The sequence below is a fragment of the Microbacterium mitrae genome (assembly GCF_008017445.1).
GTDB lineage: Bacteria > Actinomycetota > Actinomycetes > Actinomycetales > Microbacteriaceae > Microbacterium > Microbacterium mitrae.
The window spans coordinates 867,194-892,506 of the sequence record NZ_VRSW01000001.1; the positions used below are offsets into that span (position 1 = coordinate 867,194).

At 63.7% G+C, this 25,313-nt stretch carries 23 protein-coding genes and 1 riboswitch; of the genes, 14 read left to right on the forward strand and 9 right to left on the reverse strand.

All coding sequences use genetic code 11. The annotated features are described in order from the left end of the window. The first annotated feature begins 52 nt into the window (after positions 1-52). Entirely contained in the window at positions 53-1,489 is a 1,437-nt protein-coding gene (locus FVP60_RS04140) for a helix-turn-helix domain-containing protein (protein ID WP_147824964.1), read from the forward strand. A gap of 9 nt (positions 1,490-1,498) precedes the next feature. Beyond that, entirely contained in the window at positions 1,499-2,920 is a 1,422-nt protein-coding gene (locus tag FVP60_RS04145; RefSeq protein WP_147824965.1) for a DUF2079 domain-containing protein, read from the forward strand. 44 nt (positions 2,921-2,964) lie between these two features. Here the strand turns inward: FVP60_RS04145 and FVP60_RS04150 are convergent, their stop codons facing one another. After that, complete coding sequence (locus FVP60_RS04150) at positions 2,965-3,996, reverse strand: DNA glycosylase AlkZ-like family protein (RefSeq protein ID WP_147824966.1); 1,032 nt, start codon at positions 3,994-3,996, stop codon at positions 2,965-2,967. A gap of 124 nt (positions 3,997-4,120) precedes the next feature. Next, positions 4,121-5,569, reverse strand: coding sequence for a glyceraldehyde-3-phosphate dehydrogenase (locus FVP60_RS04155; RefSeq protein ID WP_147824967.1), 1,449 nt, complete (start codon positions 5,567-5,569; stop codon positions 4,121-4,123). Positions 5,570-6,106: 537 nt separating this feature from the next. On the opposite strand from FVP60_RS04155, the gene FVP60_RS04160 reads away from it, so the two are divergent. From FVP60_RS04160 to FVP60_RS04175, 4 genes are all read left to right on the forward strand, one after another. Further along, entirely contained in the window at positions 6,107-6,778 is a 672-nt protein-coding gene (locus FVP60_RS04160) for a hypothetical protein (protein WP_147824968.1), read from the forward strand. Positions 6,779-7,024: 246 nt separating this feature from the next. Then, positions 7,025-8,701 carry a thiamine pyrophosphate-binding protein gene (locus tag FVP60_RS04165; RefSeq protein WP_147824969.1) on the forward strand — a complete coding sequence of 559 codons (1,677 nt, stop codon included), beginning with the start codon at positions 7,025-7,027 and terminating at the stop codon, positions 8,699-8,701. A 64-nt stretch (positions 8,702-8,765) separates the two neighbouring features. Continuing rightward, a complete protein-coding gene (locus FVP60_RS04170; RefSeq protein WP_147824970.1) occupies positions 8,766-8,954 on the forward strand; it encodes a DUF4177 domain-containing protein in 189 nt (62 codons plus the stop codon). After that, complete coding sequence (locus tag FVP60_RS04175; protein WP_147824971.1) at positions 8,951-9,484, forward strand: DUF2165 family protein; 534 nt, start codon at positions 8,951-8,953, stop codon at positions 9,482-9,484. The genes FVP60_RS04170 and FVP60_RS04175 overlap by 4 nt, the downstream gene beginning before the upstream one ends. 64 nt (positions 9,485-9,548) lie before the next feature. Here the strand turns inward: FVP60_RS04175 and FVP60_RS04180 are convergent, their stop codons facing one another. Continuing rightward, entirely contained in the window at positions 9,549-10,931 is a 1,383-nt protein-coding gene (locus FVP60_RS04180; RefSeq protein ID WP_147824972.1) for an MFS transporter, read from the reverse strand. A 156-nt stretch (positions 10,932-11,087) separates the two neighbouring features. Between FVP60_RS04180 and FVP60_RS04185 the strand changes: the two genes are divergently transcribed. The 6 genes from FVP60_RS04185 to FVP60_RS04210 all read left to right on the forward strand — a co-directional run bounded on the left by FVP60_RS04185 (position 11,088) and on the right by FVP60_RS04210 (position 17,936). Continuing rightward, a complete protein-coding gene (locus FVP60_RS04185) occupies positions 11,088-12,554 on the forward strand; it encodes a fumarylacetoacetate hydrolase family protein (RefSeq protein WP_147824973.1) in 1,467 nt (488 codons plus the stop codon). Beyond that, positions 12,544-13,233: a GntR family transcriptional regulator gene (locus FVP60_RS04190; protein WP_147824974.1), complete on the forward strand. Its 690-nt coding sequence runs from the start codon at positions 12,544-12,546 to the stop codon at positions 13,231-13,233. The genes FVP60_RS04185 and FVP60_RS04190 overlap by 11 nt, the downstream gene beginning before the upstream one ends. Before the next feature lie 7 nt (positions 13,234-13,240). Continuing rightward, positions 13,241-14,737: a 5-carboxymethyl-2-hydroxymuconate semialdehyde dehydrogenase gene (gene hpaE, locus FVP60_RS04195; protein WP_147824975.1), complete on the forward strand. Its 1,497-nt coding sequence runs from the start codon at positions 13,241-13,243 to the stop codon at positions 14,735-14,737. Positions 14,738-14,759: 22 nt separating this feature from the next. Further along, the gene (gene hpaD / locus FVP60_RS04200) at positions 14,760-15,923 is read left to right on the forward strand and encodes a 3,4-dihydroxyphenylacetate 2,3-dioxygenase (RefSeq protein ID WP_147824976.1); all 1,164 of its coding nucleotides are present in this window, start codon (positions 14,760-14,762) and stop codon (positions 15,921-15,923) included. Between the two features lie 439 nt (positions 15,924-16,362). Beyond that, positions 16,363-17,148 carry a 2-oxo-hept-4-ene-1,7-dioate hydratase gene (hpaH, locus tag FVP60_RS04205; RefSeq protein ID WP_147824977.1) on the forward strand — a complete coding sequence of 262 codons (786 nt, stop codon included), beginning with the start codon at positions 16,363-16,365 and terminating at the stop codon, positions 17,146-17,148. Beyond that, a complete protein-coding gene (locus FVP60_RS04210) occupies positions 17,133-17,936 on the forward strand; it encodes an HpcH/HpaI aldolase family protein (protein ID WP_147824978.1) in 804 nt (267 codons plus the stop codon). The genes hpaH and FVP60_RS04210 overlap by 16 nt, the downstream gene beginning before the upstream one ends. Before the next feature lie 62 nt (positions 17,937-17,998). Here the strand turns inward: FVP60_RS04210 and FVP60_RS04215 are convergent, their stop codons facing one another. Next, on the reverse strand, positions 17,999-19,327 hold the full coding sequence (locus tag FVP60_RS04215; RefSeq protein ID WP_147824979.1) for a short-chain fatty acid transporter: 1,329 nt from the start codon (positions 19,325-19,327) through the stop codon (positions 17,999-18,001). 163 nt (positions 19,328-19,490) lie between these two features. Here FVP60_RS04215 and FVP60_RS04220 point away from each other — a divergent pair, with 163 nt between their 5' ends. Continuing rightward, a complete protein-coding gene (locus tag FVP60_RS04220) occupies positions 19,491-20,048 on the forward strand; it encodes a hypothetical protein (RefSeq protein WP_147824980.1) in 558 nt (185 codons plus the stop codon). A gap of 64 nt (positions 20,049-20,112) precedes the next feature. Here the strand turns inward: FVP60_RS04220 and FVP60_RS04225 are convergent, their stop codons facing one another. Genes FVP60_RS04225 through FVP60_RS13200 form a run of 3 tightly spaced genes read right to left on the reverse strand, consistent with a single transcriptional unit; the run spans position 20,113 to position 21,942 of the window. After that, positions 20,113-20,781, reverse strand: a complete 669-nt coding sequence (locus FVP60_RS04225; RefSeq protein ID WP_187240552.1) for an AroM family protein — start codon at positions 20,779-20,781, stop codon at positions 20,113-20,115. After that, positions 20,778-21,224: an ATP-binding cassette domain-containing protein gene (locus tag FVP60_RS04230; protein ID WP_246132455.1), complete on the reverse strand. Its 447-nt coding sequence runs from the start codon at positions 21,222-21,224 to the stop codon at positions 20,778-20,780. The genes FVP60_RS04225 and FVP60_RS04230 overlap by 4 nt, the downstream gene beginning before the upstream one ends. Further along, positions 21,202-21,942 (reverse strand): ABC transporter substrate-binding protein, encoded by a 741-nt coding sequence (locus FVP60_RS13200; RefSeq protein ID WP_147824983.1) that lies wholly within the window; start codon positions 21,940-21,942, stop codon positions 21,202-21,204. The genes FVP60_RS04230 and FVP60_RS13200 overlap by 23 nt, the downstream gene beginning before the upstream one ends. Before the next feature lie 54 nt (positions 21,943-21,996). On the opposite strand from FVP60_RS13200, the gene FVP60_RS04240 reads away from it, so the two are divergent. Beyond that, a complete protein-coding gene (locus FVP60_RS04240) occupies positions 21,997-22,404 on the forward strand; it encodes an IclR family transcriptional regulator domain-containing protein (protein ID WP_147824984.1) in 408 nt (135 codons plus the stop codon). Between the two features lie 608 nt (positions 22,405-23,012). Here the strand turns inward: FVP60_RS04240 and FVP60_RS04245 are convergent. Beyond that, positions 23,013-23,894: a bifunctional methylenetetrahydrofolate dehydrogenase/methenyltetrahydrofolate cyclohydrolase gene (locus FVP60_RS04245; RefSeq protein WP_147824985.1), complete on the reverse strand. Its 882-nt coding sequence runs from the start codon at positions 23,892-23,894 to the stop codon at positions 23,013-23,015. A gap of 2 nt (positions 23,895-23,896) precedes the next feature. Then, complete coding sequence (gene glyA / locus FVP60_RS04250) at positions 23,897-25,171, reverse strand: serine hydroxymethyltransferase (protein ID WP_147824986.1); 1,275 nt, start codon at positions 25,169-25,171, stop codon at positions 23,897-23,899. 33 nt (positions 25,172-25,204) lie between these two features. Beyond that, positions 25,205-25,285: riboswitch (ZMP/ZTP riboswitch) on the reverse strand. Between the last annotated feature and the right edge of the window lie 28 nt (positions 25,286-25,313).

Consider the following 25,313-nt stretch of genomic DNA (forward strand, 5'->3'; position numbering starts at 1 on the left):
TTTCGGCGAAACTGAGGTGAAAGAATCGTGGTTCTTTACATATACTCAAGACATGCCATCCGCCATTGAACTCTCGACCCTGGGCCACCGAATTCGCCATCACCGGCTCGAAATGGGGCTCACTCTCGATGAGCTCGGCGCCAAGGTCGGCGTCGCCGGATCCCAGCTGAGCCTGATCGAAAACGGAAAGCGTGAGCCGAAGCTCTCGCTCCTTCAGGCAATCGCGCAGGCCACCGAGACAGCCGTCACCGACCTCATTTCCGGAGAGCCACCCAACCGGCGAGCCGCGCTGGAGATTGAACTCGAGAAGGCACAGACCTCGGCGGTGTTCCGTCAGCTCGGGATTCCTGCCGTACGCGTGTCAAAGTCGATGAGCGACGAGACCATTGAGGCTGTTCTGGGCCTGCATCAGGAGCTTCACCGTCGCGAGCGCGAAGCGATCGCGACGCCAGAAGAAGCTCGCCGCGCCAACACCGAACAGCGCCTGCGCATGCGCGACAAGAACAACTATCTTCCCGAGATCGAAAAGCTCGCCGAGAAGCAACTCAAACTCGCCGGCCACGTCTCGGGCGCTCTCAGCCACCGATCGGTGAGCCTGATGGCCGAACAGCTCGGCTTTGAGCTGATCTACGTCTCCGATCTCCCCGAGTCAACGCGTTCGATCACCGACATCGAGAACGGCCGCATCTATTTGCCCCCGGCGTCAATCCCGGGTGGCCACGGGCTGCGATCCATGGCTTTGCAGGCCATGGCGCATCGTTTGCTCGGGCATAAACCGCCGACCGACTATGCCGATTTCATGAAGCAGCGGCTCGAAATTAACTACTACGCCGCCTGCTGCCTGATGCCAGAGACCGCCGCGGCGGCGTTCCTGCAGCAGGCGAAGAAAGACCGCAACCTCGCCGTCGAAGACTTCCGCGACGCTTTCGGTGTGACGCACGAAGCAGCGGGCCTGCGTTTGACCAACCTCGCAACAACGCATCTCGACATTCAGCTACACTTTTTGCGCGTTGATGGTTCCGGAGCGATCTCTCGCGTTTACGAGAACGACGGCCTGCCGTTGCCCGAAGATGTCACCGGGTCGGTTGAAGGACAGATTGTGTGTCGCAAGTTCTCGGCACGGACCGCGTTTGAGCAAACCAACCGCACCATCGAGCACTACCAGTACACCGATACCCCGGCCGGAACCTTCTGGTGCTCGACACAGACCGGATCCTCCAAAGATGGAGACTTCTCGATCACGGTCGGCGTGCCGTTCGATGACGCGAAGTATTTCCGCGGCCGCGAGACACAGTCACGCGCCGTGTCAACGTGCCCGGATGAATCCTGCTGCCGACGGGCGAACCCTGATCTCACCACGCGTTGGCAGGGCAAGGCCTGGCCGAGCGCGCGGGTGCACACCCACATCTTCTCCCCGCTCCCCCGCGGCGCCTTCCCGGGCGTCGACGACAGCGAGGTGTACGAGTTCTTGGATCGGCACAACGGCTAGATTTCTCCCATGACCGCGACTGACAGCGCTCCGCGATCCGCCCCTTCGCGCAGTAGCGCCAGCACGACGATGAGCCGAGCTTCGCCATGGATCGCCCCGCTCGCGGTTGCAGCGTTCGTGACGGCGGCGTATGTCTGGTACTCCTCGTGGCAGTGGAGCCAGATTGCGGTGAAGTCGTGGGATCTCAGCATCTTCACGCAGCTTCTGCAACGCTATTCGCACGGTGAAGCGCCGATCGTTTCGGTGAAGGGCGATGGGTTCAATCTCCTCGGTGATCACTTTCACCCGCTCCTCGCGCTGCTCACACCGATCTTCGCGCTCTTCCCCTATGCGTTCACTCTGCTGGTCATTCAGGCGCTGTGTTTCGGCGCCGCCGCGGGGATGTTTGTCGCGACCGCCTCCCGGGTGCTGAATTCGCGCGTCAGCGGGGTGTTACTCGGGCTCGCTTTCGGCCTCAGCTGGGGGCTGCAGTATGCCACCGAAGCACAGTTTCACGAGATCGCGCTCGCGGTTCCGCTGCTGACGGGTGCGATGGGTGCGATCGTTGAAAAACGGTATCGCGCGGCCGTGTTTTGGGCGGCGCCGCTTGTGTTCGTCAAGGAAGACCTCGGCCTCACGGTGCTGATGATTGGTCTCGTGATCGCCTATCTCGAGCGCTCTACCCGCGGGCTGTGGCTTGCTCTGTGGGGCCTCGTCTGGTTTGCGCTCGCCATCTTCGTTGTCCTCCCGTTGCTGAACCCGGACGGTGCGTGGGCCTACGGATCAAACGCCTCTCCCGGCGGTTTCCTCGCCAACCCCGACACGTGGTTCCACGGATCAAAGACCCACACGGTGCTTCTGTTACTCGCGACCACCGCGGGGCTTCTCGTGCTCTCTCCCCTCACCCTGGTCATGGCACCGACACTCGCCTGGCGTTTTCTGTCGACCAACCATGGTTATTGGGGCCCCGAATGGCATTACAGCACGGTGCTGATGCCGATCGCCTTCGCTATCGTGCTCGATGGCGCTCGTCGTGCATCGGCGAGCGAATGGGCGTGGCTGCGTCAATACTCGAAGCACGCCGTTGCGGTGGCTGTGACGGTTGCCGCCATGCTCCTGCCTCAGCTTCCCTTGGCCGACCCCCTGCGCCCCGGCGCGTGGGAAACCCCCGACCGTGCGACCGATGCCGCCGCCATCAGCGCGAGCATTCCCGCCGGCGCTACCGTCGAGACCGACATCGGCATCATGTCGTACCTCGTTGATGACCACGAGGTGTTCTGGCTCGGCAACACCAACCCCGCGCCGGATTGCCTCGTGATTGACCGCGGCCGTGGCGGCACCCCGGACGACTGGGGTGATGTGATCGACGTCGCCGAGCGTCTTCACCCCGACGTCACGTATCAACACGTGCTGACAGCGGGTGAGATGGAACTCGCCTGCGCCACCGGGTGACCGGCTGGCGTTGATACACCAGGGACGCGTTCACCGCAGAACCGCTAGCTGATGTGCTCGCGATAGCGGGTGAGGGCGGTGGCCGAGTCGACCTCGTGTGGGGCGTTGGCAACGACGGCGCCGTCGCGCTTCCACGTGGCAATGACTTCCCCGTCGCGCACCAGAATCGGCTCAACGCGACCGTTCTTGGTCGGCCCGACCGTCACCATGAACCTGGGGTCACACGTGAGCGACCGATCGCGATACGACATGTAGTACTCATCGAACGAGGGCAGTAGGTGCTCGCGCTGCGGCGTTGCACGGACGACGCCCACCACCGGCGCACGGAGGCTCTGCCGCCCCTCGTCATCGAGATCCACATCGTCGGCGATCGCAGCGGCCGCCGCGCGCGCCTGCATAAGCGTGAGCCCACTCCACCAAGCGAAGTCTTCCGGTGTGGCGGGGGCGTGGCCACGCAAGTAGCGGCGATACAGTTCGGCATCGCGATCGCTCGGAACCGGTGCTTGCGCCGGCAGGTCATCGTTCAGGCGCAGAAGTTGTTGGGTCGCACTGCCGGTCTCGTGCGCGATGGGGGGCCCCCAATGCACAACGCCGCGCAGAGCGATTGCGACGATCAGGTGGGTGCCGCGGTTGCCTGCCGGGTCAAGCCCCGACAACTGCATGGCGTCAAAGACTTCGCCACGACTCAGCGGCCCCGATGCGAGCGCTGTGCGCACGATCCGCTCTGCTCGCGAATAGTCGTCGAGCTCCAGTGAGAGCGCGTCGCGGTGCGGCGCTGTCGTACGCGCAACAACGCGGTCGCGCGCGACCGTCAGGGCGAACTCCACATCGTCTGCGGCCAGCACATGCAAGGTTCCGCGAAAGGGCCACGTACGCACCAGCTCACCGCGGTCAAAAGCCGCATCAACATCGCGCGCTGTCGGGGCGCCTGATGTGCGAACCGACAGCGCGAACTTTCCGCCCCACAGCTCTTGCGACTGAATCGCCATCATGTGCCGCGCCGTATCAACGAGTGACGCACCGCGCGCGTCACCCAGCAGGTGGGAGTCGAGCCGGCGCCGCAACACATCCGTCATGACGCCACCCTAGGCGCCGGCGCCGACACTCGGCAATGGTTCCGCCAGCCGCGCCGTTTTCGCGTTGCCGCTGTCAACGCATGAAGCCCCTGATCTCAACAGATCAGGGGCTTCACACACGGGCTTAGCCCTCGAGTCGTACGTCGCGACGGTGCGGCAGCACCACCGGGTGTGTGCCCGCCATGCGCTCGAGCACGCGGATCACCTGACGCGAGTAGCCGTATTCGTTGTCGTACCAGACGTAAAGAATCATGGTCTTGTCATTCGCGATGGTCGCAAGGCCGTCGACGATGCCGGCGCGGTGCGACCCTACGAAGTCGGTGGAGACGATCTCGGCCGACTCAACGTAGTCGATCTGCTGGCGCAGCTTCGAGTGCAGCGAAACGCGGCGCAAGTAGTCGTTTGCCTGGTCGCGGTCGGCCGGGCGCTCCAGGGTGAGATGCAGCACGGCGAGCGAAACGTCCGGGGTGGGCACGCGAATAGCGGAACCCGTCAGCTTGCCTTCCAGCTGGGGCAGCGCCTTCGACACGGCCTTCGCTGCACCGGTCTCGGTGATGACCATGTTGAGCACAGCCGAGCGACCGCGACGGTCGCCCTTGTGGAAGTTGTCGATCAGGTTCTGGTCGTTCGTGAACGAGTGCACCGTCTCGACATGCCCCTGCACGATGCCGTAGGCCTCGTCAATGGCTGCCAGCACCGGGGTGATGGCGTTCGTCGTGCAGGACGCGGCGGACACAATGCTGTCGTCCTCGGTGATGGAGGAGTCATTGATGCCGTGCACGATGTTCTTGATCGCGCCCTTACCGGGCGCGGTCAGCAAGACGCGCGAAACACCGGTCGACTGGAGGTGCTGGCTGAGGCCCTCTTCATCACGCCAGCGACCCGTGTTGTCCACGACGATGGCGTTGTCGATGCCGAACGCGGTGTAGTCAATGCTGGCGGGGTCATTAGCATAGATGACCTGCACACGTACGCCGTTGGCGATGATCTGGTTCTTCTCTTCGTCGACGGTGACGGAACCTTCGAACGGCCCGTGCACCGAGTCGCGAGCAAGCAGCGATGCGCGCTTCGCGATGTCGTTGTCGGCGCCCTTGCGCACGACAATGGCGCGCAACCGCAGGCCCGTTCCACCGCCCGCGTGGGAGATCAGGATGCGCGCAAGCAGACGACCGATGCGGCCGAAACCGTAGAGCACGACGTCGCGCTCGGGCGCGGGCTCGGAACCGTTGAGCACCTCGGCCAGCTGCTCGCGCAGGTAGCCTTCCAGCTCGGCGTCAGCGGGACGCTCGCTGACCAACCGAGCGACGTCGATCGATGCGGTGTGCGGCGAAAGCTCGCGGATTTTCTCCAGCACGGCAAGGGTCTCGTCAAGCGCCAGGTCGCTGTGGCCGAGCTGGCTCGCCTTCTCGTGTGCTTCGATGATGCCCGTCGTTGACAGTCCCATCAGTCGCTGACCGTGAATGGAGGTGACCACGCCGCGATCACGGTGCAGGGCACCGATATGCGGGATCATCCGCTCGGCCAGCTCTTCGTTGCTGTTCCAAGACATCTGGTGGGCGTCGAAATCGTTCATGCGCGTCCTTGCAGTACAACCGGTTCGCGGTCGGGAGTGGGCAGGCACCAAGATATGCACCCGCCCTACCAGCGTAATTTCGCGGCCAGACGTTTTCAGCCAGAATCAGGAACCGAGGTTTATCTCTTTTGATACCCCGTAAAGAACCGCAATTCTTTCCCCGCACTCGCCACACTCCCCGCCGCCCCGCCGTTCCGGCACCGCCGTTCCGCCGTTCCGCCGCCCCGCCGTTCCGGCACCGCCGTTCCGTCACCGCTCGATAGCCGACAACCGTTATGCACGACCCAAATCGGTGTGCACGGAAAATATGCCCCACCCATCACTTCAGTCACACCAGTCACACGATTGCGTGCGGAACGGTTGTGGCGAGGGGCGTCGATCTGTGCCATGAGAGGTTTCTCACCGGTCGCCGCTCCCGCGAAATTACGCGGTTGGCGGGGCTTCCGTGGCCGCACTGTAACCAAACATGCAGTCAGTGTTCAGAATTCTTGGCCAGGGTGGAGGTGTTCATTTCGTGAATTCCTGAGGGGGAAACACATGGCAATCAACAAGCCTGCCGCCGCGTCCATCGCGGCACTCGCACTCGTTCTCGGCCTCGCCGGTTGCAGCTCTACCGCGACCGAGACCGAAAAGACCGAGAAGCCCGTCGAAAGTTCGACCTCCGAGACGCAGAAGCCCGAAAAGACCACCGAACCCGAAGAGTCTGAAGACGCGGGCGAGGCTGAGTCTGGCGATGTCGCAACGCCCGGAACCACGGTTGCTGTTGGCGAAGAGGCTGTCGTTCCGTGGGGCGAAGCTGAGGGTGCAACGCAGCCCGTAAGCATTACGGTGAAGAGCATCACCGCCGGAACGATCGACGATTTCGCCGTCGTTGGCGCTGATTTCCAGGCAAAGCTCGAGGGCTACACGCCGTACTACATCACGGTAGAGGCCAAGAAGGTTGACCTGGCTGGCGCACCGCTGGCCTACCAGTCGCTCTACGGCGACATGGGCGGCATCGACGCCGACGGCCGTTCGATGTCACCCGTTTCGATCATCGGTGACTTCGAGCCGTGCAACACCGCATCGCTGGACGCCACCTTTGACGAGGGCACGCCGCAGACGTTCTGCTACATCGTGGCTGGCCCCGACACCGGCGACATCGGCGGCGCAACGTTTGAGCCGTACGACAGCGACTTCAAGGACGAGCCGGTCGTCTGGACCAAGTAACACCACTTTTCTCGAAGGGCGCGGATTGATTCCGCGCCCTTCGGCATAGCTGGGCGCTTTCCTCATAGCCGCGCTGGTTCCAACGGCGGGCTCGTGCCGACGGCAGGGTCGTCCTCTATAGTGAAAGGGTCCGGGCTCTGAGCCCCGGTGCTCGAAAAAAGGGCACTCAGCCGACGCCACCGCAGACGCTCGCGCGAGACACATACGGATCAGTTCACCTTTTTCCGTCTCTGTCTCAGGAGCAGTATGTCTACCGTTTCTGCGCACGTTGCGCACGCTTTAGCCGCCCACACTGACCACATCTTCGGCGTTATGGGCAATGGCAATGCCTATTTCTTGGATGCCCTGGAGCGCTCCGGCTCCGTCACCTTCACCGCCGTTCGTCACGAGATGGGCGGCGTGGTTGCCGCCGACGCTTACTATCGCGCCGGAGGCGGGCTGGCCGTTGCCACCGCAACCTACGGCGCCGGCTTCACCAACACGTTGACCGGTCTCGCTGAGGCCGCACAGGCGCGTATCCCCCTCGTTCTCGTTGTCGGCGATGAGCCCACCAGCGGACCCCGGCCGTGGGATGTCGATCAGATCGCGCTAGCCGCGGCGGTTGGTGCTCGCACCTACACCGTCGGCCGCACCGATGCTGCCGCGACCACGATCATTGCCATCGAACACGCCCTCAACTTTCGGGTTCCCGTCGTGCTGGCACTCCCCTACGACGTTTCCGCGACTGAGGCTGGCGAGGTTCCGCCGCTTCCCGAGCTGCGCACGCCCGCGGCAATCACCGTGCAGGGCGAAGTCATGCACGCACACATCAACGATGCCGCCGCCGCCCTCACCGCCGCGAAGAAGCCCTACCTGCTCGCCGGCGTTGGCGCCTGGCTTGCGGATGCTGGCGATGCGTTGGGTGAGCTGGCTGCAGCGACTGGCGCCCTGACCTCATCGACCGCGCTGGGTCGCGGCATTTTTCCTGAGCAGCAGTACGACCTCGGTGTCACCGGCGGGTTCGGCGCTGAGGGCGCTATGGACCTGATCCGCGAAGCCGATGTCGCCGTTGTCTTCGGCGCCGGGCTCAATCAGTTCACGATGCGCTTCGGCGAGCTCTTCGCCCCCGGGACCACGGTGATCCAGGTCGACACGGCCCCGGCAGCCACCCACCCGCACGTTGGTTCATTCATCCGCGGCGACGCAGCCATTGTCGCCCGCGCCATCACCGCGCAACTCGGAGAACGCACCGGTGAGCCATGGCGCGAGCAAGTTGACATTGCCGCCGCGCTGGAACGCGAGCCTGGTGACGCGCAGGCTGTCGACGGCCGCCTGGACCCGCGCTCGCTCGCGATTCGTCTGGCCGAGTTGCTGCCCGAAGACCGAGTTGTCGTGACCGACGGCGGTCACTTCCTGGGCTGGGGCAACATGTACTGGCCCGTCGCCTCTCCTGATCGCCACATGATGATCGGAACGGCATATCAGTCCATCGGAATGGGCTTCCCCAGTGTGGTCGGCGCCACCCGCGCCAAGCCCGACGCCACGATCGTCCTCAACTCCGGCGATGGCGGCGGCCTGATGGCACTCGCCGACCTGGAGTCGGCGGTGCGTGCCGCGGCTGGCAACGGCATCGCTGTGGTGTGGAACGACGCGGCCTATGGCGCCGAGGTCAACCTCTATGGCCTCAAGGGTCTCGCCACCGGGCCGATGCTCATCCCCGAAGTGAACTTCGCTGGCCTGGCTGAAGCTGTCGGCGCCGAGGGCATCGTTGTTCGCAAGCTCAGCGACCTGGACCAGCTGGCCGAGTGGGCGGCGATCGATCCGAGTGAACGCAAGTTCTTGATGCTCGACTGCCGAATCTCCGGAACGATCATCGCGCCGTATCAGGAGGAGATCATTCGGGTGAACACCTCTCCAACCATCGTGTCGGAGAACACCCGCTAGTCACGACGGGGGTTCTTGACGCGACCCCCTCCCCCTGCCATGGTGGCCTCACAGGAGGTCGCTCATGCAAGAGTACGAGTTTGAACGCATTCCGGTGGCGCGCACTCGCGCCGGGCTCCGTTATGACGTCGATTACCAAGAGGCAATTCGCGTGCGCGCGAAAGCCGGATGGTTGTTCGTGCAGGCGATCACTTTTGAGTCTGTGCCGCATCCCTATCTCGATCTGGTGTTCACGCGAAAGGTAGCCCCATGAACCATCCACTGCGCCTCCTACAGGCGTTCACTGTTTTCTGTGCTGGCCTCTACGGACTGTTCGTCTTCATGGGGAACATCATGGACTACGACTCGAACTATCAGTTCGTCAAGCACGTCCTGTCGATGGATACGACGTTTGAGGGCAATGCCCTGATGTGGCGCGCCATCACCGAACCGTGGGTCTGGACGGTTGGGTACATCGGCATTATTGTCGCGGAGGCAACGTTCGCTGCGCTCGGCCTCGTCGGTGGCGTCATGTTGCTGCGTCACCGGAACGCCGACCACGCCACGTACGATCGGGCGCGCACGTGGGGCTACGCTGCGTACGCGGTGGGGCTTGCCATCTGGTTCATCGGATTCATCGTGATCGGCTCTGAGTGGTTTGCCATGTGGCAGTCCAGCACGTGGAACGGCAAAGACACCGCCATGCCGCTGGCAATCCTGTGGGCCGTTTTTGCCGCCTTGCTGGCGATGAACTCCCCCGTCACCCCGTCCACGCCGACACGTCAGACCACCCCGGAGCAGTAACGTCGGGTCTCAACGAAAGAGGGGCCCGGCGCTCATGCGCCGGGCCCCTCTTTCGTTGAGAGACTTAGACCTTGGAGAGACCGTAAACGGGGCTCACCGACTGCTCTTCTTCATGATCGGGCCCGAGGGGAATTCGTGCACGATCCTTCAGCAGGAGCGTGGCAACAAGACCAATCACGGTCATGCCGGCCAGGTACCAGGTGACATTCTCGGTCGATCCGGTCGTCTTCACGATCGCCTCAGCAATCGTCGGCGCAAAGGCTCCACCGAGGATGGCACCGATCGCGTAAGAGATCGAGACGCCCGAGAATCGGATCGACGCGGGGAACAACTCGGTGTAGAAGGCTGCCTGCGGGCCGTAGGTCAGACCCAGACCAACGGTGAGGAAAATCAGGGCGAGCGCGATGTTCAGGAGCGAACCAGTGTTCACCAGCGGGAACAGGGCAAACACACCCGCGAGCTGCACGATCCAGCCGATGATGTACGTCGTGCGGCGACCGATCTTGTCGGAGAGCCAACCGGCGATCCAGGTGAAGATGAGCCACGAGACGGCGGAGGCAGCGACGATCCAGAGAATGATGGTGGCGTCTGCCTTGACGGTTCCGGTGGGGTCGGTGGTGTAGCGCTGGATGTACCCACCCGTCGTCATGTAGCCGACAGCGTTGTTACCGGCGAACACGAGAGCGGCGATGAGCACCAACACCAGGTGCTTCTTCAGCAGTTGCATAATCGGCGTGCGGGTTTGCCCGGCACGCTCGGCGATTTCAGCAAAGACCGGGCTCTCTTCGACGCCGCGGCGAATCCAGTAGCCAACACCGATCAGCACGACCGACAGCAGGAACGGCACACGCCAGCCCCACTCCAGGAAGCCCTCTTCTCCGGCGATCGCACGCGTCGTTGCCATCACACCGGATGACAGCAGCAGGCCGAGCGGAACACCAATCTGCGGTGCGGCACCGAACAGACCACGCTTGTCCTTCGGCGCGTGCTCGACAGCCATGAGCACAGCGCCACCCCATTCGCCACCCGCGGAGATTCCCTGCAGCACGCGCAGCGTCAGCAGGAGGATGGGAGCAGCGATACCGATCTGTGCGTACGTCGGCAGCACACCGATCAGGGTGGTGGCGGCACCCATACCGATCAGGGTGATCATGAGCACCTTGCGGCGGCCGAGCTTGTCACCGTAGTGACCGGCCAAGAAGGCGCCGAGCGGGCGGAACAAGAAGCTGAGTCCCACACCGAGGAATGCAACCACGCCGGCGAATTGCTCACCAGCGCCAGCGAAGAACAGCGGAACAAACACCAGCGCCGTGGCACCGGCGTACGTGAAGAAGTCGTACCACTCGATGGCGGTACCGACGACAGTTGCGAATACGACGCGGCGGCGGTCGGCGGCGCTGGATATGGTTCCGGTGGGTGTCAGTGCTGAACCATTGTCTGCACTCATAAGAGACTCCTTTGTCATGTGGCCGGCATGTGAACATCGGAAAACCATTGCCGGGCTTGAGATGATGATATACGATTTCAGATATGACTCAAGGGTGAGTTTTCGCAATAGCGATTTCGCCCCGCCCGCCGAGTCCGAGCAGAAGGAGCACCAGCCATGACGAATCACGACCCCCGATTCGCCGCCCTGCCCGTTCGCCCCGGCAAGATCATCGCCGTGCACTTGGCCTACGAATCCCGTGCAGCACAGCGCGGACGAAAGCCGGCTCACCCCTCCTATTTCTTCAAACCGTCGTCATCGGTTGCCACCTCCGGAAGCGACATCGTTCGCCCCGCCGGCACCGAACTTCTCGCCTTCGAGGCTGAGATCGCCGTCGTGATCGGTACCGACGCGCGCCACCTCACCCGCGACACCGCGTGGGATGCCGTCGGCTGGATCACCGCTGCCAACGACTTCGGCCTGTACGACCTGCGCGCCAACGACAAGGGCTCGAACGTGCGCAACAAGGGCGGCGACGGCTACACCCCCATCGGCGCACAGCTCATCGATGCCCGATCTGTCGACCCGACGAACATTCGGGTGCGCGCCTGGGTGAACGGAACCATCGCGCAAGACGACAACTCCGCAGGAATGTTCTTCCCGCTGACGCAGCTCATCGCCGACCTGTCGCAGCACTTCACGCTCGAGCGCGGTGATGTCATTCTCACCGGCACTCCCGCCGGCTCTTCCGTCGTGGTTCCGGGCGATGTCGTGGAAATTGAAATCGATGTTCCCGGCACCGACCTCACCAGCGGCAAGCTCGTCACCACCGTCACGCAGGGTGAAATCGAGTTCGATGCATCCCTCGGGTCACTGCCTGCAGTCAATGATCTTCAGCGTGAAGAAGCGTGGGGCTCTCGCGAGGCCGCCGGGCTCGCGGAACCACAGCCAGCGTTGAGCGCGGAACTGTACGACAAGCTGATGCGCACCCCGGTTGCTGGGCTCTCGGCGCAGCTGCGCAAGCGCGGGCTCAACAACGTGACAATCGACGGCGTGCGACCCATGCACCCTGATGCGAAGCTGGTCGGAACCGCAAAGACGTTGCGCTTCGTCCCCAACCGCGAAGACCTCTTCAAGGCGCTCGGCGGCGGATTCAACGCCCAAAAGCGCGCGTTTGATGCGGTGCGCGAGGGCGAAGTTCTGGTGATCGAGGCGCGCGGCGAGAAGGGTTCAGGAACACTCGGCGACATTCTCGCAATCCGTGCGAACGCAGCGAAGGCTGCCGGTATCGTCACCGACGGTGGCGTGCGCGACTACGACGCCGTGCAGGCGGTCGGCCTTCCGATCTACTCGAACGGCGCACACCCCGCGGTGCTCGGCCGCAAGCACGTTCCGTTTGATCACGACATCACCATTGCGTGCGGCGGAACCACGGTGCAGCCCGGTGACATTATCGTCGGCGACAACGACGGCGTGATTGTGATCCCGCCGGCCCTGGTCGAAGACGTCGTCACCGAGGCGCTCGCGCAGGAAGACGAAGACGGTTGGATCGCCCAGCAGGTCGCCGCGGGCCACCCCGTCGACGGACTCTTCCCGATGAATGCCGAATGGCGTGCACGCTACGAGGCCGAGCATGCCAACTGATCTCGCCGTGACCGAAGCTCGCACCACCGGCTCCAAATCGGAGCGCGCGTACGAGTGGATCCGCGAGCGCATTGGCCGCCAAGAATACGGCCCCGGCTACCGCTTGGTTCTCGGAACCATTGCCGACCAGCTCGAGATGAGCGTGGTTCCGGTGCGCGAAGCGATCCGTCGCCTCGAGGCCGAAGGACTCGTCACGTTCGAACGCAATGTGGGCGCGAAGGTGACCCTCGTGAACGCCACCGACTACGTCAACACGATGGAGTCGCTGGGCATTATCGAAGGCGCAGCCACGGCGCTCAGCGCGCCGTTGCTCGATGAGGCCACACTTGCTCGCGCTGCCGCGATCAACGAACGTATGGAGGCGCTGCTCGATCACTTTGATCCCCACACCTTCACGATTCTGAACCAGCAGTTTCACGCCACCCTTTTCGAGGTGTGTCCGAACGCGCACCTGGTCGAGCTCGTGCAGCGCGACTGGGCGCGGCTTGCTGGACTGCGCGACTCCACCTTCGCGTTTGTTCCTGGACGCGCACGCCACTCCGTCGCCGAGCACGGCGACATCATCCGCTTGATCCGCGCCGGCGCTGACCCGCGCGAGATTGAAGACGTTGCCAGGGCGCACCGCTGGCACACCCTGCAGGCATACCGCGAAGCCCGCGGACTGACACCGAAAAACTGAGGAAACCATGACCGAACGTCACATTCCGGCCGACCTGCCGGCACGCATTCAGCACTACATCGACGGTCAGTTCGTCGACTCCGAAGACGGCGACACGTTCGACGTGCTCGACCCGGTAACCAACGAGACCTACCTGCAGGCCGCAGCCGGCAAGAAGGCAGACATCGACAAGGCTGTCGCCGCTGCCCGCCGCGCCTTCACCGAGGGCCCGTGGCCGAAGATGCTCCCCCGCGAGCGCTCGCGCGTGCTGCACAAGATCGCCGACATCGTCGAGTCGCGCGACCAGCGCCTCGCCGAGCTTGAGAGCTTTGACTCCGGCCTGCCGATCACTCAGGCCCTCGGTCAGGCCCGCCGTGCCGCCGAGAACTTCCGCTTCTTCGCCGACCTGATCGTTGCTCAACACGACAACGCTTTCAAGGTTCCTGGCAAGCAGATGAACTACGTCAACCGCAAGCCGATCGGTGTCGCCGGCCTCATCACGCCGTGGAACACGCCGTTCATGCTCGAGTCGTGGAAGCTGGGCCCGGCGCTCGCAACCGGAAACACCGTCGTGCTCAAGCCCGCGGAGTTTACGCCGCTTTCGGCCTCGCTGTGGGCAGGCATCTTCGAAGAGGCGGGCCTGCCCCAGGGTGTCTTCAACCTGGTCAACGGTCTCGGCGAAGATGCTGGCGACGCCCTCGTCAAGCACCCCGAGGTTCCGCTCATCTCCTTCACCGGCGAAAGCCGCACCGGTCAGATCATCTTCGGCAACGCCGCTCCCTATCTCAAGGGGCTGTCGATGGAACTGGGCGGCAAGAGCCCGGCCATCGTCTTCGCCGACGCCGACCTCGACGTCGCCATTGACGCGTGCATCTTTGGCGTGTTCTCCCTCAACGGTGAACGCTGCACCGCGGGCTCGCGCATTCTCGTCCAGCGCGACATCTACGACGAGTTCGTGGAACGCTACGCCGCACAGGCCAAGCGCATCAAGGTGGGTGACCCGCAAGACCCGACCACCGAGGTCGGCGCGCTGGTGCACCCGGAACACTACGAAAAGGTGATGAGCTACGTGGAACTCGGCAAGACCGAGGGCCGCCTGGTCGCCGGCGGTGGCCGCCCCGAGGGCTTCCCCACCGGAAACTACGTCGCACCCACCGTCTTCGCCGACGTCGCACCCGACGCGCGAATCTTCCAGGAGGAGATCTTCGGCCCGGTCGTCGCCATCACCCCGTTCGACACCGACGAAGAAGCACTCGCGCTGGCAAACGACACCAAGTACGGTCTCGCCGCCTACGTCTGGACGAGCGACCTGAAGCGTGCGCACAACTTCGCGCAGTCGATTGAAGCCGGAATGGTGTGGCTTAACAGCAATAACGTGCGAGACCTCCGCACTCCGTTCGGCGGTGTCAAGGCCTCGGGCCTCGGTCACGAAGGTGGCTACCGCTCGATCGACTTCTACACCGACCAGCAGGCCGTGCACATCACGCTCGGCGAGCCCCACAACCCCACCTTCGGCAAGAACTAAAGCAAAGCAAGGACGCTCTGACATGACTCACCGCGACAACATGACGCTCACTTCGTCTGGTTTCTGGGTTTCGCAAGAGGCCCCGATCGCCACCGACAACCCGATCGCCACCCCGCAGGCTTCACCCCCTGACATTCTGCGCTGCGCATACATGGAGCTGATCGTCACCGACCTGGCGGCCTCCCGCCAGTTCTACGTCGACATTCTTGGCCTCTACGTCACCAAGGAGAACGACGAGGCGATCTACCTCCGCTCCACCGAAGAGTTCATCCACCACAACCTCATCCTCCGCAAGGGCGATGTTGCCGCGGTGCGTGTCTTCTCCTACCGAGTGCGCACCCCGGAAGATCTCGATGCCGCCGTCGCGTTCTTCACCGAGCTCGGCTGCGAGGTGCGCCGCGAACCCAACGGATTCGTCGACGGCATCGGCGACTCCGTGCGCGTTATCGACCCGCTCGGCTTCCCGTACGAGTTCTTCTTCCAGTCCGACCACCAGGAGCGCATGTCGTGGCGCTACGACCTGCACATTCCGGGTGAGCTGGTGCGGCTGGACCACTTCAACCAGATCACTCCCGATGTTCCGCGCGCCGTCAAGTACATGCAAGACCTGGGCTTCCGGGTGACCGAAGACATCCAAGACGAAGACGGAACCGTCTACGCCGCCTGGATGCGCCGCAAGCCCACCGTGCACGACACCGCGATGACCGGTGGTGACGGCCCCCGCATGCACCACGTCTGCTTCGCCACCCACGAGAAGCACAACATTCTCGCGATCTGCGACAAGCTGGGCGCACTCCGCCGCTCTGACTCCATCGAGCGCGGCCCCGGCCGCCACGGCGTCTCCAACGCGTTCTATCTCTACCTCCGTGACCCCGACGGCCACCGGGTCGAGGTCTACACGCAGGACTACTACACCGGCGACCCCGACAACCCGGTCGTCACGTGGGACGTTCACGACAACCAGCGCCGCGACTGGTGGGGAAACCCCGTCGTACCCTCCTGGTACACAGACGGCTCCCTCGTGCTCGACCTCGACGGCAACCCCCAGCCCGTCATCGCCCGCACCGACTCGTCTGAAATGGCAGTCACCATTGGCGCCGACGGCTTCAGCTACACCCGAGCCACCGACGAAGGCGAAATGCCCGAATGGAAGCAGGGCGAATACAAGCTGGGCAACCAGCTCTAACTCTCGCTCCGCAAAGCGGGTCCGTTGCATAGGGTCCGCTGTATAGGGTCCGCTGCGCTTCCGCAGTTCGTTTTTCCCCGACGTCTCCGGGCACGGGCCTGCGGCCCGCGCCTGCCAGACCCGCCAACGACGGGGAAAAACGAACTGCTCCCGCTCCGCTCACCTCACGCGTGGGTTTAAGTTGCCAGCACGAGTCCTTGCCCAGATGTGGGAAGAGTGGAGCGGGAGCGGATTCTTTTCCGCTTCGCTGGTTGGGTCTGGCGGCGGAGGGCCGCAGGCCCGCAGCTGGAGGCGAAGCGGAAAAGAATCCGCGGCAAGCGCAACGCCCCGACAAACAAATCGCGGAACCGCAACGCACACAAGACCCGAACCCGTAGGCTCAGCAGCATCCGCACACCGCATGCTTGAGGTGTGGGGATGGAACCAGAAGGATTGAAGCATGTTGTCGCAGGATGAGATTGAGGCGATCGCCGAAGAGCTGGCGGAGGCTGACCGCAACCATGCGGTGATTAGGCGCATTACGGCGCGGTACCCGCACGCGACGGTCGAAGACTCGTACGCCATCCAGGGCGTCTGGCGAGACAAGAACATCGCCGCGGGCCGGCGGCTGGTGGGGCGCAAGATTGGGCTCACGTCGCGCGCGATGCAGCAGGCGACCGGTATTACTGAGCCTGACTACGGCGTGATGTTTGATGACACGGTGTACGAGAATGGCGCGCAGATTCCGTTTGACTCGTTTTCGAATGTGCGGATCGAAGTCGAACTCGCGTTTGTGTTGAAGGCGCCGCTCGAAGGCCCCAACTGCACGATGTTCGATGTCATGCGCGCAACGGAATATGTGGTTCCGGCGCTCGAAGTGCTGAACTCCCACATTGAGTTGGAGGGGCGCACGATCGTCGACACCATCTCAGACAATGCCGCGTACGGCGGCATAGTGATCGGCGGCAACCCGATGGCGCCAGACGCGATCGATCTGCGTTGGGTGTCGGCGCTGCTGTATCGCAACGAGACGATTGAAGAGACCGGGGTCGCGGCCGGCGTGCTCAACCACCCGGCAACCGGGGTCGCGTGGCTGGCAAACAAGTTTCACCAGCACGGCAGCCGGCTTGAGGCTGGCGAGATCATTCTGGCAGGCTCGTTCACCCGCCCGATGTGGGTATCGAAGGGCGATAGCGTGCTGGCCGACTACGGACCGATGGGAACCATCACATGCCGCTTCGTCTAGGCCCGACGTTTGCCGATGCACTCGCTGACGCGGGTGATCGCTCACTGATCGGGCTGTGGGCCGTTTCTGGATCACCGCTGGTGGCCGAGATTCTGGCGGGTTCGGGGGTTGACTGGCTGCTGATTGATATGGAGCACTCGTCGAACTCGCTCGACTCGGTGCTGCAGCAGTTGCAGGCCGTCGCACCGTATCCGGTGAGCCCGCTGGTGCGGGTGCCCTCCGGCGATGCGGTGATGCTCAAGCAGGTGCTCGATATCGGCGCCCAGAATGTGCTGGTGCCGATGGTGAATACGGCGGAACAGGCACGCGCGGTGGTGGCTGCGGTGCGGTATCCGCCGCACGGCATGCGGGGGGTTGGCTCGGCGCTGTCGCGTTCTGCGCGGTGGAACCGCGTTGACGGCTATCTCGCGAACGCGAACGAACACGTGTCACTGTTTGTGCAGGTGGAGTCGGCCGAGGCCGTGCACAATGCCGCAGAAATTGCGGCGGTCGAGGGAGTCGACGGCGTCTTCGTTGGGCCCTCCGACCTTGCCGCGTCAATGGGTGTACTCGGGCAGCAGGCGCACCCCGAGGTTATCGCCGCGGTGACGGAAACGTTTGCCGCGGTGCGCGCCGCCGGCAAGTACGTGGGGGTCAACGCGTTTGATCCGGCGGCAGCCGAGCAATACATCACCGATGGCGCGGCGTTCGTCGCCGTTGCCGCCGATGTCTCGATTCTTGCCCGTGGTTCCGAAGCCCTGGCGGCCCGTTTTGTCGGCGCGACGGCCGACGACCGCGCGAGCTACTAAGCGCTCACGAAGAAGGGCGGCCGCCGGATCACTCCGGCGGCCGCCCTCTTCGGTTTCTGCGACTACATGACGCTCACAATGGTGAGGGCGACGGCCATCACCACGCCCGCACCAATCAGCGTGACGAACGTGTAGCCCAAAATGTCGCGCATCTTGAGCCCGGCGATGGCGAGCACGGGCAGCGCCCAGAACGGCTGGATCATGTTGGTCCACTGATCGCCGTACGCGATGGCCATGATGGCGATCGAGGGGTCAACACCGAGCTGGTTGGCGGCATCGAGCATGATGGGCCCCTGCACGGCGAACTGGCCGCCGCCGGAGGGTACGAAGAAGTTGACGATACCGGCCGAAAGAAAGGCCAGCGCGCCGAACGTGGTGGGATTCGCGATCGAGACGAAGGCGTCGGAGAACAGCTGAATCAAGCCGGAGCTTGCCATGATGCCGAGAATGCCGGCATACAGCGGAAACTGCAGCAGGATTTCGCCGACGTTGGAGGCCGCCTGCTTGGTGAGGTGGATCAGTTCAAACGGGTTGCGCACGAGCAGCAGAATGAGCGCCAAGAACGACCAGTTCACGATGTCGAGGGTGAGGCTGCCACCCTGCACGAAGTGCACAATGAGGTACGCGGTGAGGGCAGCGCCCAGTACCAGCGTGAGAATGCGCGACGCATCAATGCGATCGGCTGGCGTCGTGACGGTGTCGTCCGCCTCGCTGAGACTTTCGGAACCAATCTGCTGAGGCAGCTCGAAAATAGTGTCGTTAGCGCGGGGGCGAATGAGGTACATCAGCACCGCCACCACGATGATGACTGCGAGCGCGGTGAGCATGTTCCACGTTGAGAACGTCGTCTCGGTAATGGGAAGAATCTTGCCGCCGAGGCTCGGCGCAAGGAACGAATCGGGCGTCGCCGCCGTCAGCGGGCCAGAACCGGAGTAGCCCATGTGCCAGACGACAAAACCGGAGTATCCGGCAGCCACCAGCAACGGAAAGTGCACCTTCATGCCGCGTTCGCGTGCCTGAACGGCAATCTCGCGAGCCAGCAGCGTGCCGACAATGAGGCCAAGGCCCCACGTGATGAGGCTCGCGATAGCGGCAACAATGAAAACGAAAACGTAGGCGGCAGCAGCAGTCTTTGGAACCAGGGCGGCACGGCGCAGAAGTTTGCGCACGGGGCGCGTGTTGGCCAGCATGAAGCCCAGCAGCAGCACTAGACACATTTGCGTCATGAAGGCCAGCAGGCCAGAGAGGCCATTGCCCCAACCCACGAGAACGTCGACGGGGCTGGACTGGGTGAGGGTCATCGCAAGGATCGCGACGATGATCGTCAGGATGATCGCGAAGGTGAGAGCCGAGGGGATCCATCGCTCCAAGAACCGGTTGATCGGGCTCATGAAACTGCGTTTTTCTGGGCGCGTTTGCGTTGTGTGCATAGCAACTCCTTTGTTACGTGTGTTCTTCGACCCTACCCATTTCTGAATATTGTCTGAGACAACGGGAGCGGCCAGCGCACGACAGGATCTAGCGATTGCACGGTGCTCCTGCCATCATGGAGCCATGAAAACCTGGATCGTTCGGTTCGCGTCACTGTTCGTGTTCAACGTCGCAGTGTTGTTGCTCATCGGCGTGATTATCCCGCGGGTATACGTCGGGTTTGGCAGCGCGCTGTGGGGCGGCGTGATTCTCACGGCGGCCACCATTTGGGTGAAGCCGGTGATGACAAAGTTCTTGCAGAACGCTGCCGCGAAGTCAGGCGGATCCCGAAACCGCGCGATGCAAAAGGTCATCGAGTACGGCATCGTCTTCGTGGTCGCACTCGTCGCGTGGATCTTGGTGCGGGCACTCTCCGGTGTCGCCACGTGGGGCTTCTTCGAAGGCTACGTGCTCCCCCCGCTTCTCCTGCTGGTGGCGTGGTTTATCTACGACATGATCGACGACCGCATTGAAAAGGTCGCGGGTAACCTTTACGACAAGGCACAGACCGCCATCAATGACAACGACGACAAGGCACAGCCTGCGCCTCCCGCCCCGGAATCACCAGCAACGCGCGCTGCGCGTGAGGAGCTGAAAGACGGCCTCACCCCAGAACAGCGTCGCATGATGGACGATCTATAACCGGCGCCACAACGCGATTGCGGCCGCGCCCTCCCCGGGCAGCGGCCGCAAATTTTTTCGAGCCCTACGCGACGGCGGCCAACAGACGCACCGCCAGCGAACGCGCCGTCAACACCGGCACCCCGGCGATTCGCGAAACCTCGTCAGCCATCGCCTGCGTGTATCCCACGCAATCTAAAAACACGATCTCAGCGCCGTCGGCAGCAAGCTGTTGCGCGGCGGCGGCCAAGGCCTCCGCCTCCCCCGCGTACGGGTTCGCAGCGGCAATCGAGGCATCAATGCCGAAGGCCGCAGCCCAGCGCTGCTGAATCACCTGCCGCTGTTCTGGTTCCGGAACCACGACACCGAGTCGCCGCGCGTCTGCCAGGCCAGCCATGCCGGCTCGGGCGAGTTTCTCCGCCGTGTAGAGCGGAACCGGCGCGGTGACGCTGGGTACGTTGCCGGTGCACATGATCAGCACCGCCTGGGCGCCGCTCGCGACAGCTCGGTCGATGGCCGACTGCACGAGCGGCGCCAGCGCATGCTCGCTCATGGTCGCCGATGACCCGTCACGCAGCCGGGAGACGACGCGCTCTTCGTTGCCGTTGGGGGCAAGCCGCGCAATCTCCTCGGCACTCAACTCATCGAGGGCGCCGTGCTCAATCACGGTGTGCGCGTCAAGGAGCGGCGCAATGTCTGGCCAAATGTCTACCCGGGGCGCCTGACCAATCGTGATGAGCGCCAGCGTGCTCACGATGCCTGGCCGACACCCGCGGCGATGACGGCGCGCCGCTCGGCGCGGTCGACATAGGCGGTGGGGTCAGGAATCGGCACCGCAGCGATCAGCGCGCGGGTGTAAGGATCCTGCGGGTCATCGATGATCTGCTTCGCATCTCCTGCCTCAACGACCTTGCCATGCTTCATGACGATCATGTCGTCGGCCATGAACTCAACGACGGCGATGTCGTGCGAGATGAACAGGTAGCTGAGTCCCAACTCATCCTGCAGATCTTTCATCAGGTTGAGCACCTGAGCCTGCACCGAGACGTCGAGAGCAGAAACCGGCTCGTCACACACCACGAGGCGCGGGCTCAGCATCAGGGCGCGGGCGATACCGATGCGCTGACGCTGACCACCCGAGAATTCGTGCGGGTAGCGGTTCGCAAAAGCAGCCTCAAGGCCGACGCGCTCCAACATGTCGCCAACGCGAACCATCTGCTCCGAACGAGACAGCGACTCGTGTTCCATCAGCGGCTCGCTCAGCAGGCGCCCCAGAACCTGCGGTGTGGGTGGACAGCCACTCGACGCCGCCGTTCTTGTCAACCTCATCCATGTCGAGCATCGAGAACGAGTACATCGGCAGGATCTGCAAGAACAGGTGGTTGGGCGCGGTCAGCGTGATGACGACGGTGTCGCCCTCGCCCTCTTCGACGGTCGAGATACCGGCCATGCCATAGAGGAAGCTAGCCGAAGACGAGTCGGCAATGTGCTCAAAGCTGCGCACAACGTCGGTCTTGGTCAGCTGCTTGCCGCTGTGGAACGTGATGTCGTCACGAATCGTGAAGGTGTAGACGGTGTTGGTGTCATCAACCGTCCATTCGGACGCGATCATCGGAACAATCGTTGCGGTGTCAGAGACCTGCTTGCCGTCTTGTTCTTTGGTTCCGTAGGTCACCAGCTGGTCGTAGGCGGCGAGCACGAGGGTGTCGCTGGTGCCATCGTTGGCCTCAGCGGGGTTCAGGGTCTTGCCGCCCTCGGAGTAGGCGATGGTCAGTGACTGCTGGTCGGAGCTGTTGTCACCGGTGCTTGAGCCATTCGAGTTGGAATTCGAGTTGGCGTTCGGGGCGCACCCGGCGACGCTCAGCGCGAGCGCAAACGCGGCGACGACGGTCGCGGCGCGATACATCTTCTTCATGTAACTGCTCTTTCTGTGGTGTTGCGGGGGAAGTGATGGTCGGGGGATCACTCCATGATTGGCGAGCTCTACCCCGCGCACGCCGGAGCGACCGCCCGCGCCTACTTCGCCACGCTCTCAGCGTCAGCCCGCCAAGCGCTGATGTATACGGTTCCGCTCGCCAAATTCAACGACCTCACGGCCGACGATGCCACGGCCATCGAGGCCGAAATGGTGGCCGTTGCCGAACGCGGATGGGCGTACTCCGCCGGCGAATACGACATCAACACCCGCGCGGTCGCCGCGCCCGTCTTCGTCGGTGGGCGAGCCATCGGCTCGGTCAGCATCGGCGAACACAAGCGCGAACAACTCGGCGACATTCGCGACCACATCTCCGCCGTGCTGCAGGTTGCCGACCAAATCGGCGCGCTGCTGTCATCACGGGCAATCCCCGCGCCCATCGCCGTCCCCGCCCCGAACTAAAGGGTTCCCCTCCCCCGGGCTTTCGGGTTTCGGGTAAGGGTGGGGTGGGCGGGTGTCGGCGCGTCGGCGGGTCGGGCGTCGGCGCGTCGGCGCGTCGGCGCGTGCCTGCGTAGCCGCGCCGTTCTATTGCCGCGTCGCGCGTCGTTCCGTTCCCAAATGTCGGACACGTGGTTCCGGAACCCCCGTTTTCCGGGCATCCACCGGCGCGTCGCCCCATCCGGTCCGACATTTGGGCCGGCGCCTCTGCGCTGCGCCGGCATTGCGGAGAACTTCGTTTATCAGGGGCGAAAGGGCCTCAGATCGGTTCGGTCGATCGGTCCGCTGCCATCTCACACCTCGTTCCGTTCCCAAATGTCGGACCCGTGGTTCCGGAGCCCCCGTTTTTGGGGCATCCACCGGCGCGTCGCCCCATCCGGTCCGACATTTGGTACGCGCCGCCTGGGCGGCGGAACCATGGAACCAGGTGGGCGCGAGACCGCGGAACCACGGAACCACGGAACCACGGCACCGCGGAACCACGAACTAGCGCAGGAGACCAGGGCGCGCGCCGCGCCAAACGACGGAGCGGCCGCACCATCAGGTGCGGCCGTTCCGTACAAAATGAGACGCTAGGCGCTGGCGCGCTCGGCGGCCTCGACCACGTTGGTCATCAGGAGCGCGACCGTCATCGGGCCGACTCCGCCGGGGTTCGGGGAGATGAATCCGGCAACCTCAGCCACATCGGGGTGAACGTCGCCGAACACCCGGTCGCGGTCAAACTCCGGGTCAAACTCGCGCGTCACTCCAACATCGAGCACGGCAGCGCCGGGCTTAACGTCACTCGCGCGGATGAGGTGCTTGACGCCCGCTCCCGCCACAATCACGTCAGCCTGACGCAGGAACGGCGTCATGTCTGGCGTGCCGGTGTGCACCTGCGTCACGGTGGCGTTGACATCGCGGCGGGTGAGCAGCAGCCCCATGGGCCGACCGATCGTCACGCCGCGACCAACCACCACAACGTGCTTGCCGTTGAGGTCGTAGCCGTTGCGCTCGAGCAGCTCGATCACGCCGCGCGGCGTGCACGGCATGGGCGTGTCAATCGGGTTGTTGACGTTCAGCACCAGCCGCCCAAGGTTGGTCGGATGCAGACCGTCGGCGTCTTTGGCCGGGTCAATACGCGCGAGAATCGCATCGGTGTTGAGGTGCTTCGGCAACGGCAGCTGCACGATGTATCCGTGGCACGATTCGTCGGCGTTGAGCTCGTCAATCACCGCCTCGACCTCGGCCTGGGTGGCATCGGCAGGCAGTTCGCGGGCGATCGAGTTCATCCCGATCGCCTCCGACTGGCGGTGCTTCATACCCACGTAGAGCTGCGAGGCGGGGTCGGCACCGACGAGCACGGTCGCGATACCCGGAACCACGCCACGGGCCGCGAGCGCGGCTACGCGCTCGCCAAGTTCCGCCTTGATCGACAGGGCCGTGGCCTTGCCGTCAAGAATCTGCGCAACCATGCTTACTGCTGCAGGTCGGGGTACAGCGGGAAGGCTGCCGCGAGCGCGTCAACGCGCGCGCGCAGCGCCTCGAGGTCGGCACCCGGCTGCAACGCCAGGGCGATCACGTCGGCGACCTCGGTAAATTCGGCGTCGCCGAATCCACGCGTTGCCAATGCCGGCGTGCCGATGCGCAGACCCGAGGTGACCATCGGCGGGCGCGGGTCGTTCGGAACCGCGTTGCGGTTGACGGTGATGTGAATCTCGTCGAGAAGGTCTTCGGCCTGCTTGCCGTCGATCTCGGCGTTACGCAGGTCAACAAGCACCAGGTGCACATCGGTTCCGCCCGAGCGCACCGAGATACCCGCGGCGGCGACATCCGGCTGCGTGAGGCGGTCGGCGAGAATCGCCGCACCGCGGAGGGTGCGCTCCTGGCGATCCTTGAACTCGTCGGTGGCGGCAAGCTTAAAGGCGGTTGCCTTGGCGGCGATGACGTGCATCAGCGGGCCGCCCTGCTGGCCCGGGAAAACTGCCGTGTTGATCTTCTTGGCGAGGTCTTCGTCATTCGTGAGAATGAAGCCCGAGCGCGGGCCGCCGATCGTCTTGTGCACCGTCGAAGAAACGACGTGTGCGTAGGGCACCGGGTTGGGGTGAACGCCTGCGGCAACGAGTCCGGCGAAGTGAGCCATGTCAACCCACAGGTAGGCGCCAACCTCGTCCGCGATCTCGCGGAACTTCGCGAAGTCAAGCTGACGGGGATATGCCGACCATCCGGCGATGATGACCTTGGGCTTGTGCTCGAGCGCCAGGCGACGAACCTCGTCCATGTCGATGAGCGACGTTTCTTCGTCAACGCCGTATGCGACGATGTCGTAGAGACGGCCGGAGAAGTTGATCTTCATGCCGTGGGTGAGGTGGCCGCCCTGGTCGAGGGCGAGGCCAAGCAGCGTGTCGCCGGGGCGCGCAATGGCGTGCAACACGGCGGCGTTCGCGGTTGCACCGGAGTGCGGCTGAACGTTGGCGAACTGCGCGCCAAACAGGCTCTTCGCGCGAGCGATCGCGAGTTCTTCTGCAACGTCAACCTCTTCGCAGCCACCGTAGTAGCGACGACCGGGGTAGCCCTCCGCGTACTTGTTGGTGAGCACGGATCCCTGCGACTGCAGAATGGCGACCGGAACAATGTTCTCGGATGCGATCATCTCCAGGTACGAGCGCTGGCGAACCAGTTCGCGCTCCAGCACCTCTGCGATCTCGGGGTCGACCTCGCTCAGCGGAGCGTTGAAGAATGATTCGGTCACGGCGTTACCTCCACGAAGGAATTGAGGGATGTACACATCGGCCCAGGCGTGCGGTCGAAGGTTGTGTTCGCTCCCCGGTGGTCGCCCACCTGAACGCCAGTCGCGACGAAATTGAGCATACCTGGTCATCCTCACTTGTCTG

Excerpts from the sequence above, each read along its gene's own strand:
- FVP60_RS04140 (WP_147824964.1), top strand. The coding sequence starts at position 53 with ATGCCATCCGCCATTGAACTCTCGACCCTGGGCCACCGAATTCGCCAT.
- FVP60_RS04145 (WP_147824965.1), top strand. The coding sequence starts at position 1,499 with ATGACCGCGACTGACAGCGCTCCGCGATCCGCCCCTTCGCGCAGTAGC.
- FVP60_RS04150 (WP_147824966.1), bottom strand. The coding sequence starts at position 3,996 with ATGACGGATGTGTTGCGGCGCCGGCTCGACTCCCACCTGCTGGGTGAC.
- FVP60_RS04155 (WP_147824967.1), bottom strand. The coding sequence starts at position 5,569 with ATGAACGATTTCGACGCCCACCAGATGTCTTGGAACAGCAACGAAGAG.
- FVP60_RS04160 (WP_147824968.1), top strand. The coding sequence starts at position 6,107 with ATGGCAATCAACAAGCCTGCCGCCGCGTCCATCGCGGCACTCGCACTC.
- FVP60_RS04165 (WP_147824969.1), top strand. The coding sequence starts at position 7,025 with ATGTCTACCGTTTCTGCGCACGTTGCGCACGCTTTAGCCGCCCACACT.
- FVP60_RS04170 (WP_147824970.1), top strand. The coding sequence starts at position 8,766 with ATGCAAGAGTACGAGTTTGAACGCATTCCGGTGGCGCGCACTCGCGCC.
- FVP60_RS04175 (WP_147824971.1), top strand. The coding sequence starts at position 8,951 with ATGAACCATCCACTGCGCCTCCTACAGGCGTTCACTGTTTTCTGTGCT.
- FVP60_RS04180 (WP_147824972.1), bottom strand. The coding sequence starts at position 10,931 with ATGAGTGCAGACAATGGTTCAGCACTGACACCCACCGGAACCATATCC.
- FVP60_RS04185 (WP_147824973.1), top strand. The coding sequence starts at position 11,088 with ATGACGAATCACGACCCCCGATTCGCCGCCCTGCCCGTTCGCCCCGGC.
- FVP60_RS04190 (WP_147824974.1), top strand. The coding sequence starts at position 12,544 with ATGCCAACTGATCTCGCCGTGACCGAAGCTCGCACCACCGGCTCCAAA.
- hpaE (WP_147824975.1), top strand. The coding sequence starts at position 13,241 with ATGACCGAACGTCACATTCCGGCCGACCTGCCGGCACGCATTCAGCAC.
- hpaD (WP_147824976.1), top strand. The coding sequence starts at position 14,760 with ATGACTCACCGCGACAACATGACGCTCACTTCGTCTGGTTTCTGGGTT.
- hpaH (WP_147824977.1), top strand. The coding sequence starts at position 16,363 with ATGTTGTCGCAGGATGAGATTGAGGCGATCGCCGAAGAGCTGGCGGAG.
- FVP60_RS04210 (WP_147824978.1), top strand. The coding sequence starts at position 17,133 with ATGCCGCTTCGTCTAGGCCCGACGTTTGCCGATGCACTCGCTGACGCG.
- FVP60_RS04215 (WP_147824979.1), bottom strand. The coding sequence starts at position 19,327 with ATGAGCCCGATCAACCGGTTCTTGGAGCGATGGATCCCCTCGGCTCTC.
- FVP60_RS04220 (WP_147824980.1), top strand. The coding sequence starts at position 19,491 with ATGAAAACCTGGATCGTTCGGTTCGCGTCACTGTTCGTGTTCAACGTC.
- FVP60_RS04230 (WP_246132455.1), bottom strand. The coding sequence starts at position 21,224 with ATGTTGGAGCGCGTCGGCCTTGAGGCTGCTTTTGCGAACCGCTACCCG.
- FVP60_RS13200 (WP_147824983.1), bottom strand. The coding sequence starts at position 21,942 with ATGAAGAAGATGTATCGCGCCGCGACCGTCGTCGCCGCGTTTGCGCTC.
- FVP60_RS04240 (WP_147824984.1), top strand. The coding sequence starts at position 21,997 with ATGATTGGCGAGCTCTACCCCGCGCACGCCGGAGCGACCGCCCGCGCC.
- FVP60_RS04245 (WP_147824985.1), bottom strand. The coding sequence starts at position 23,894 with ATGGTTGCGCAGATTCTTGACGGCAAGGCCACGGCCCTGTCGATCAAG.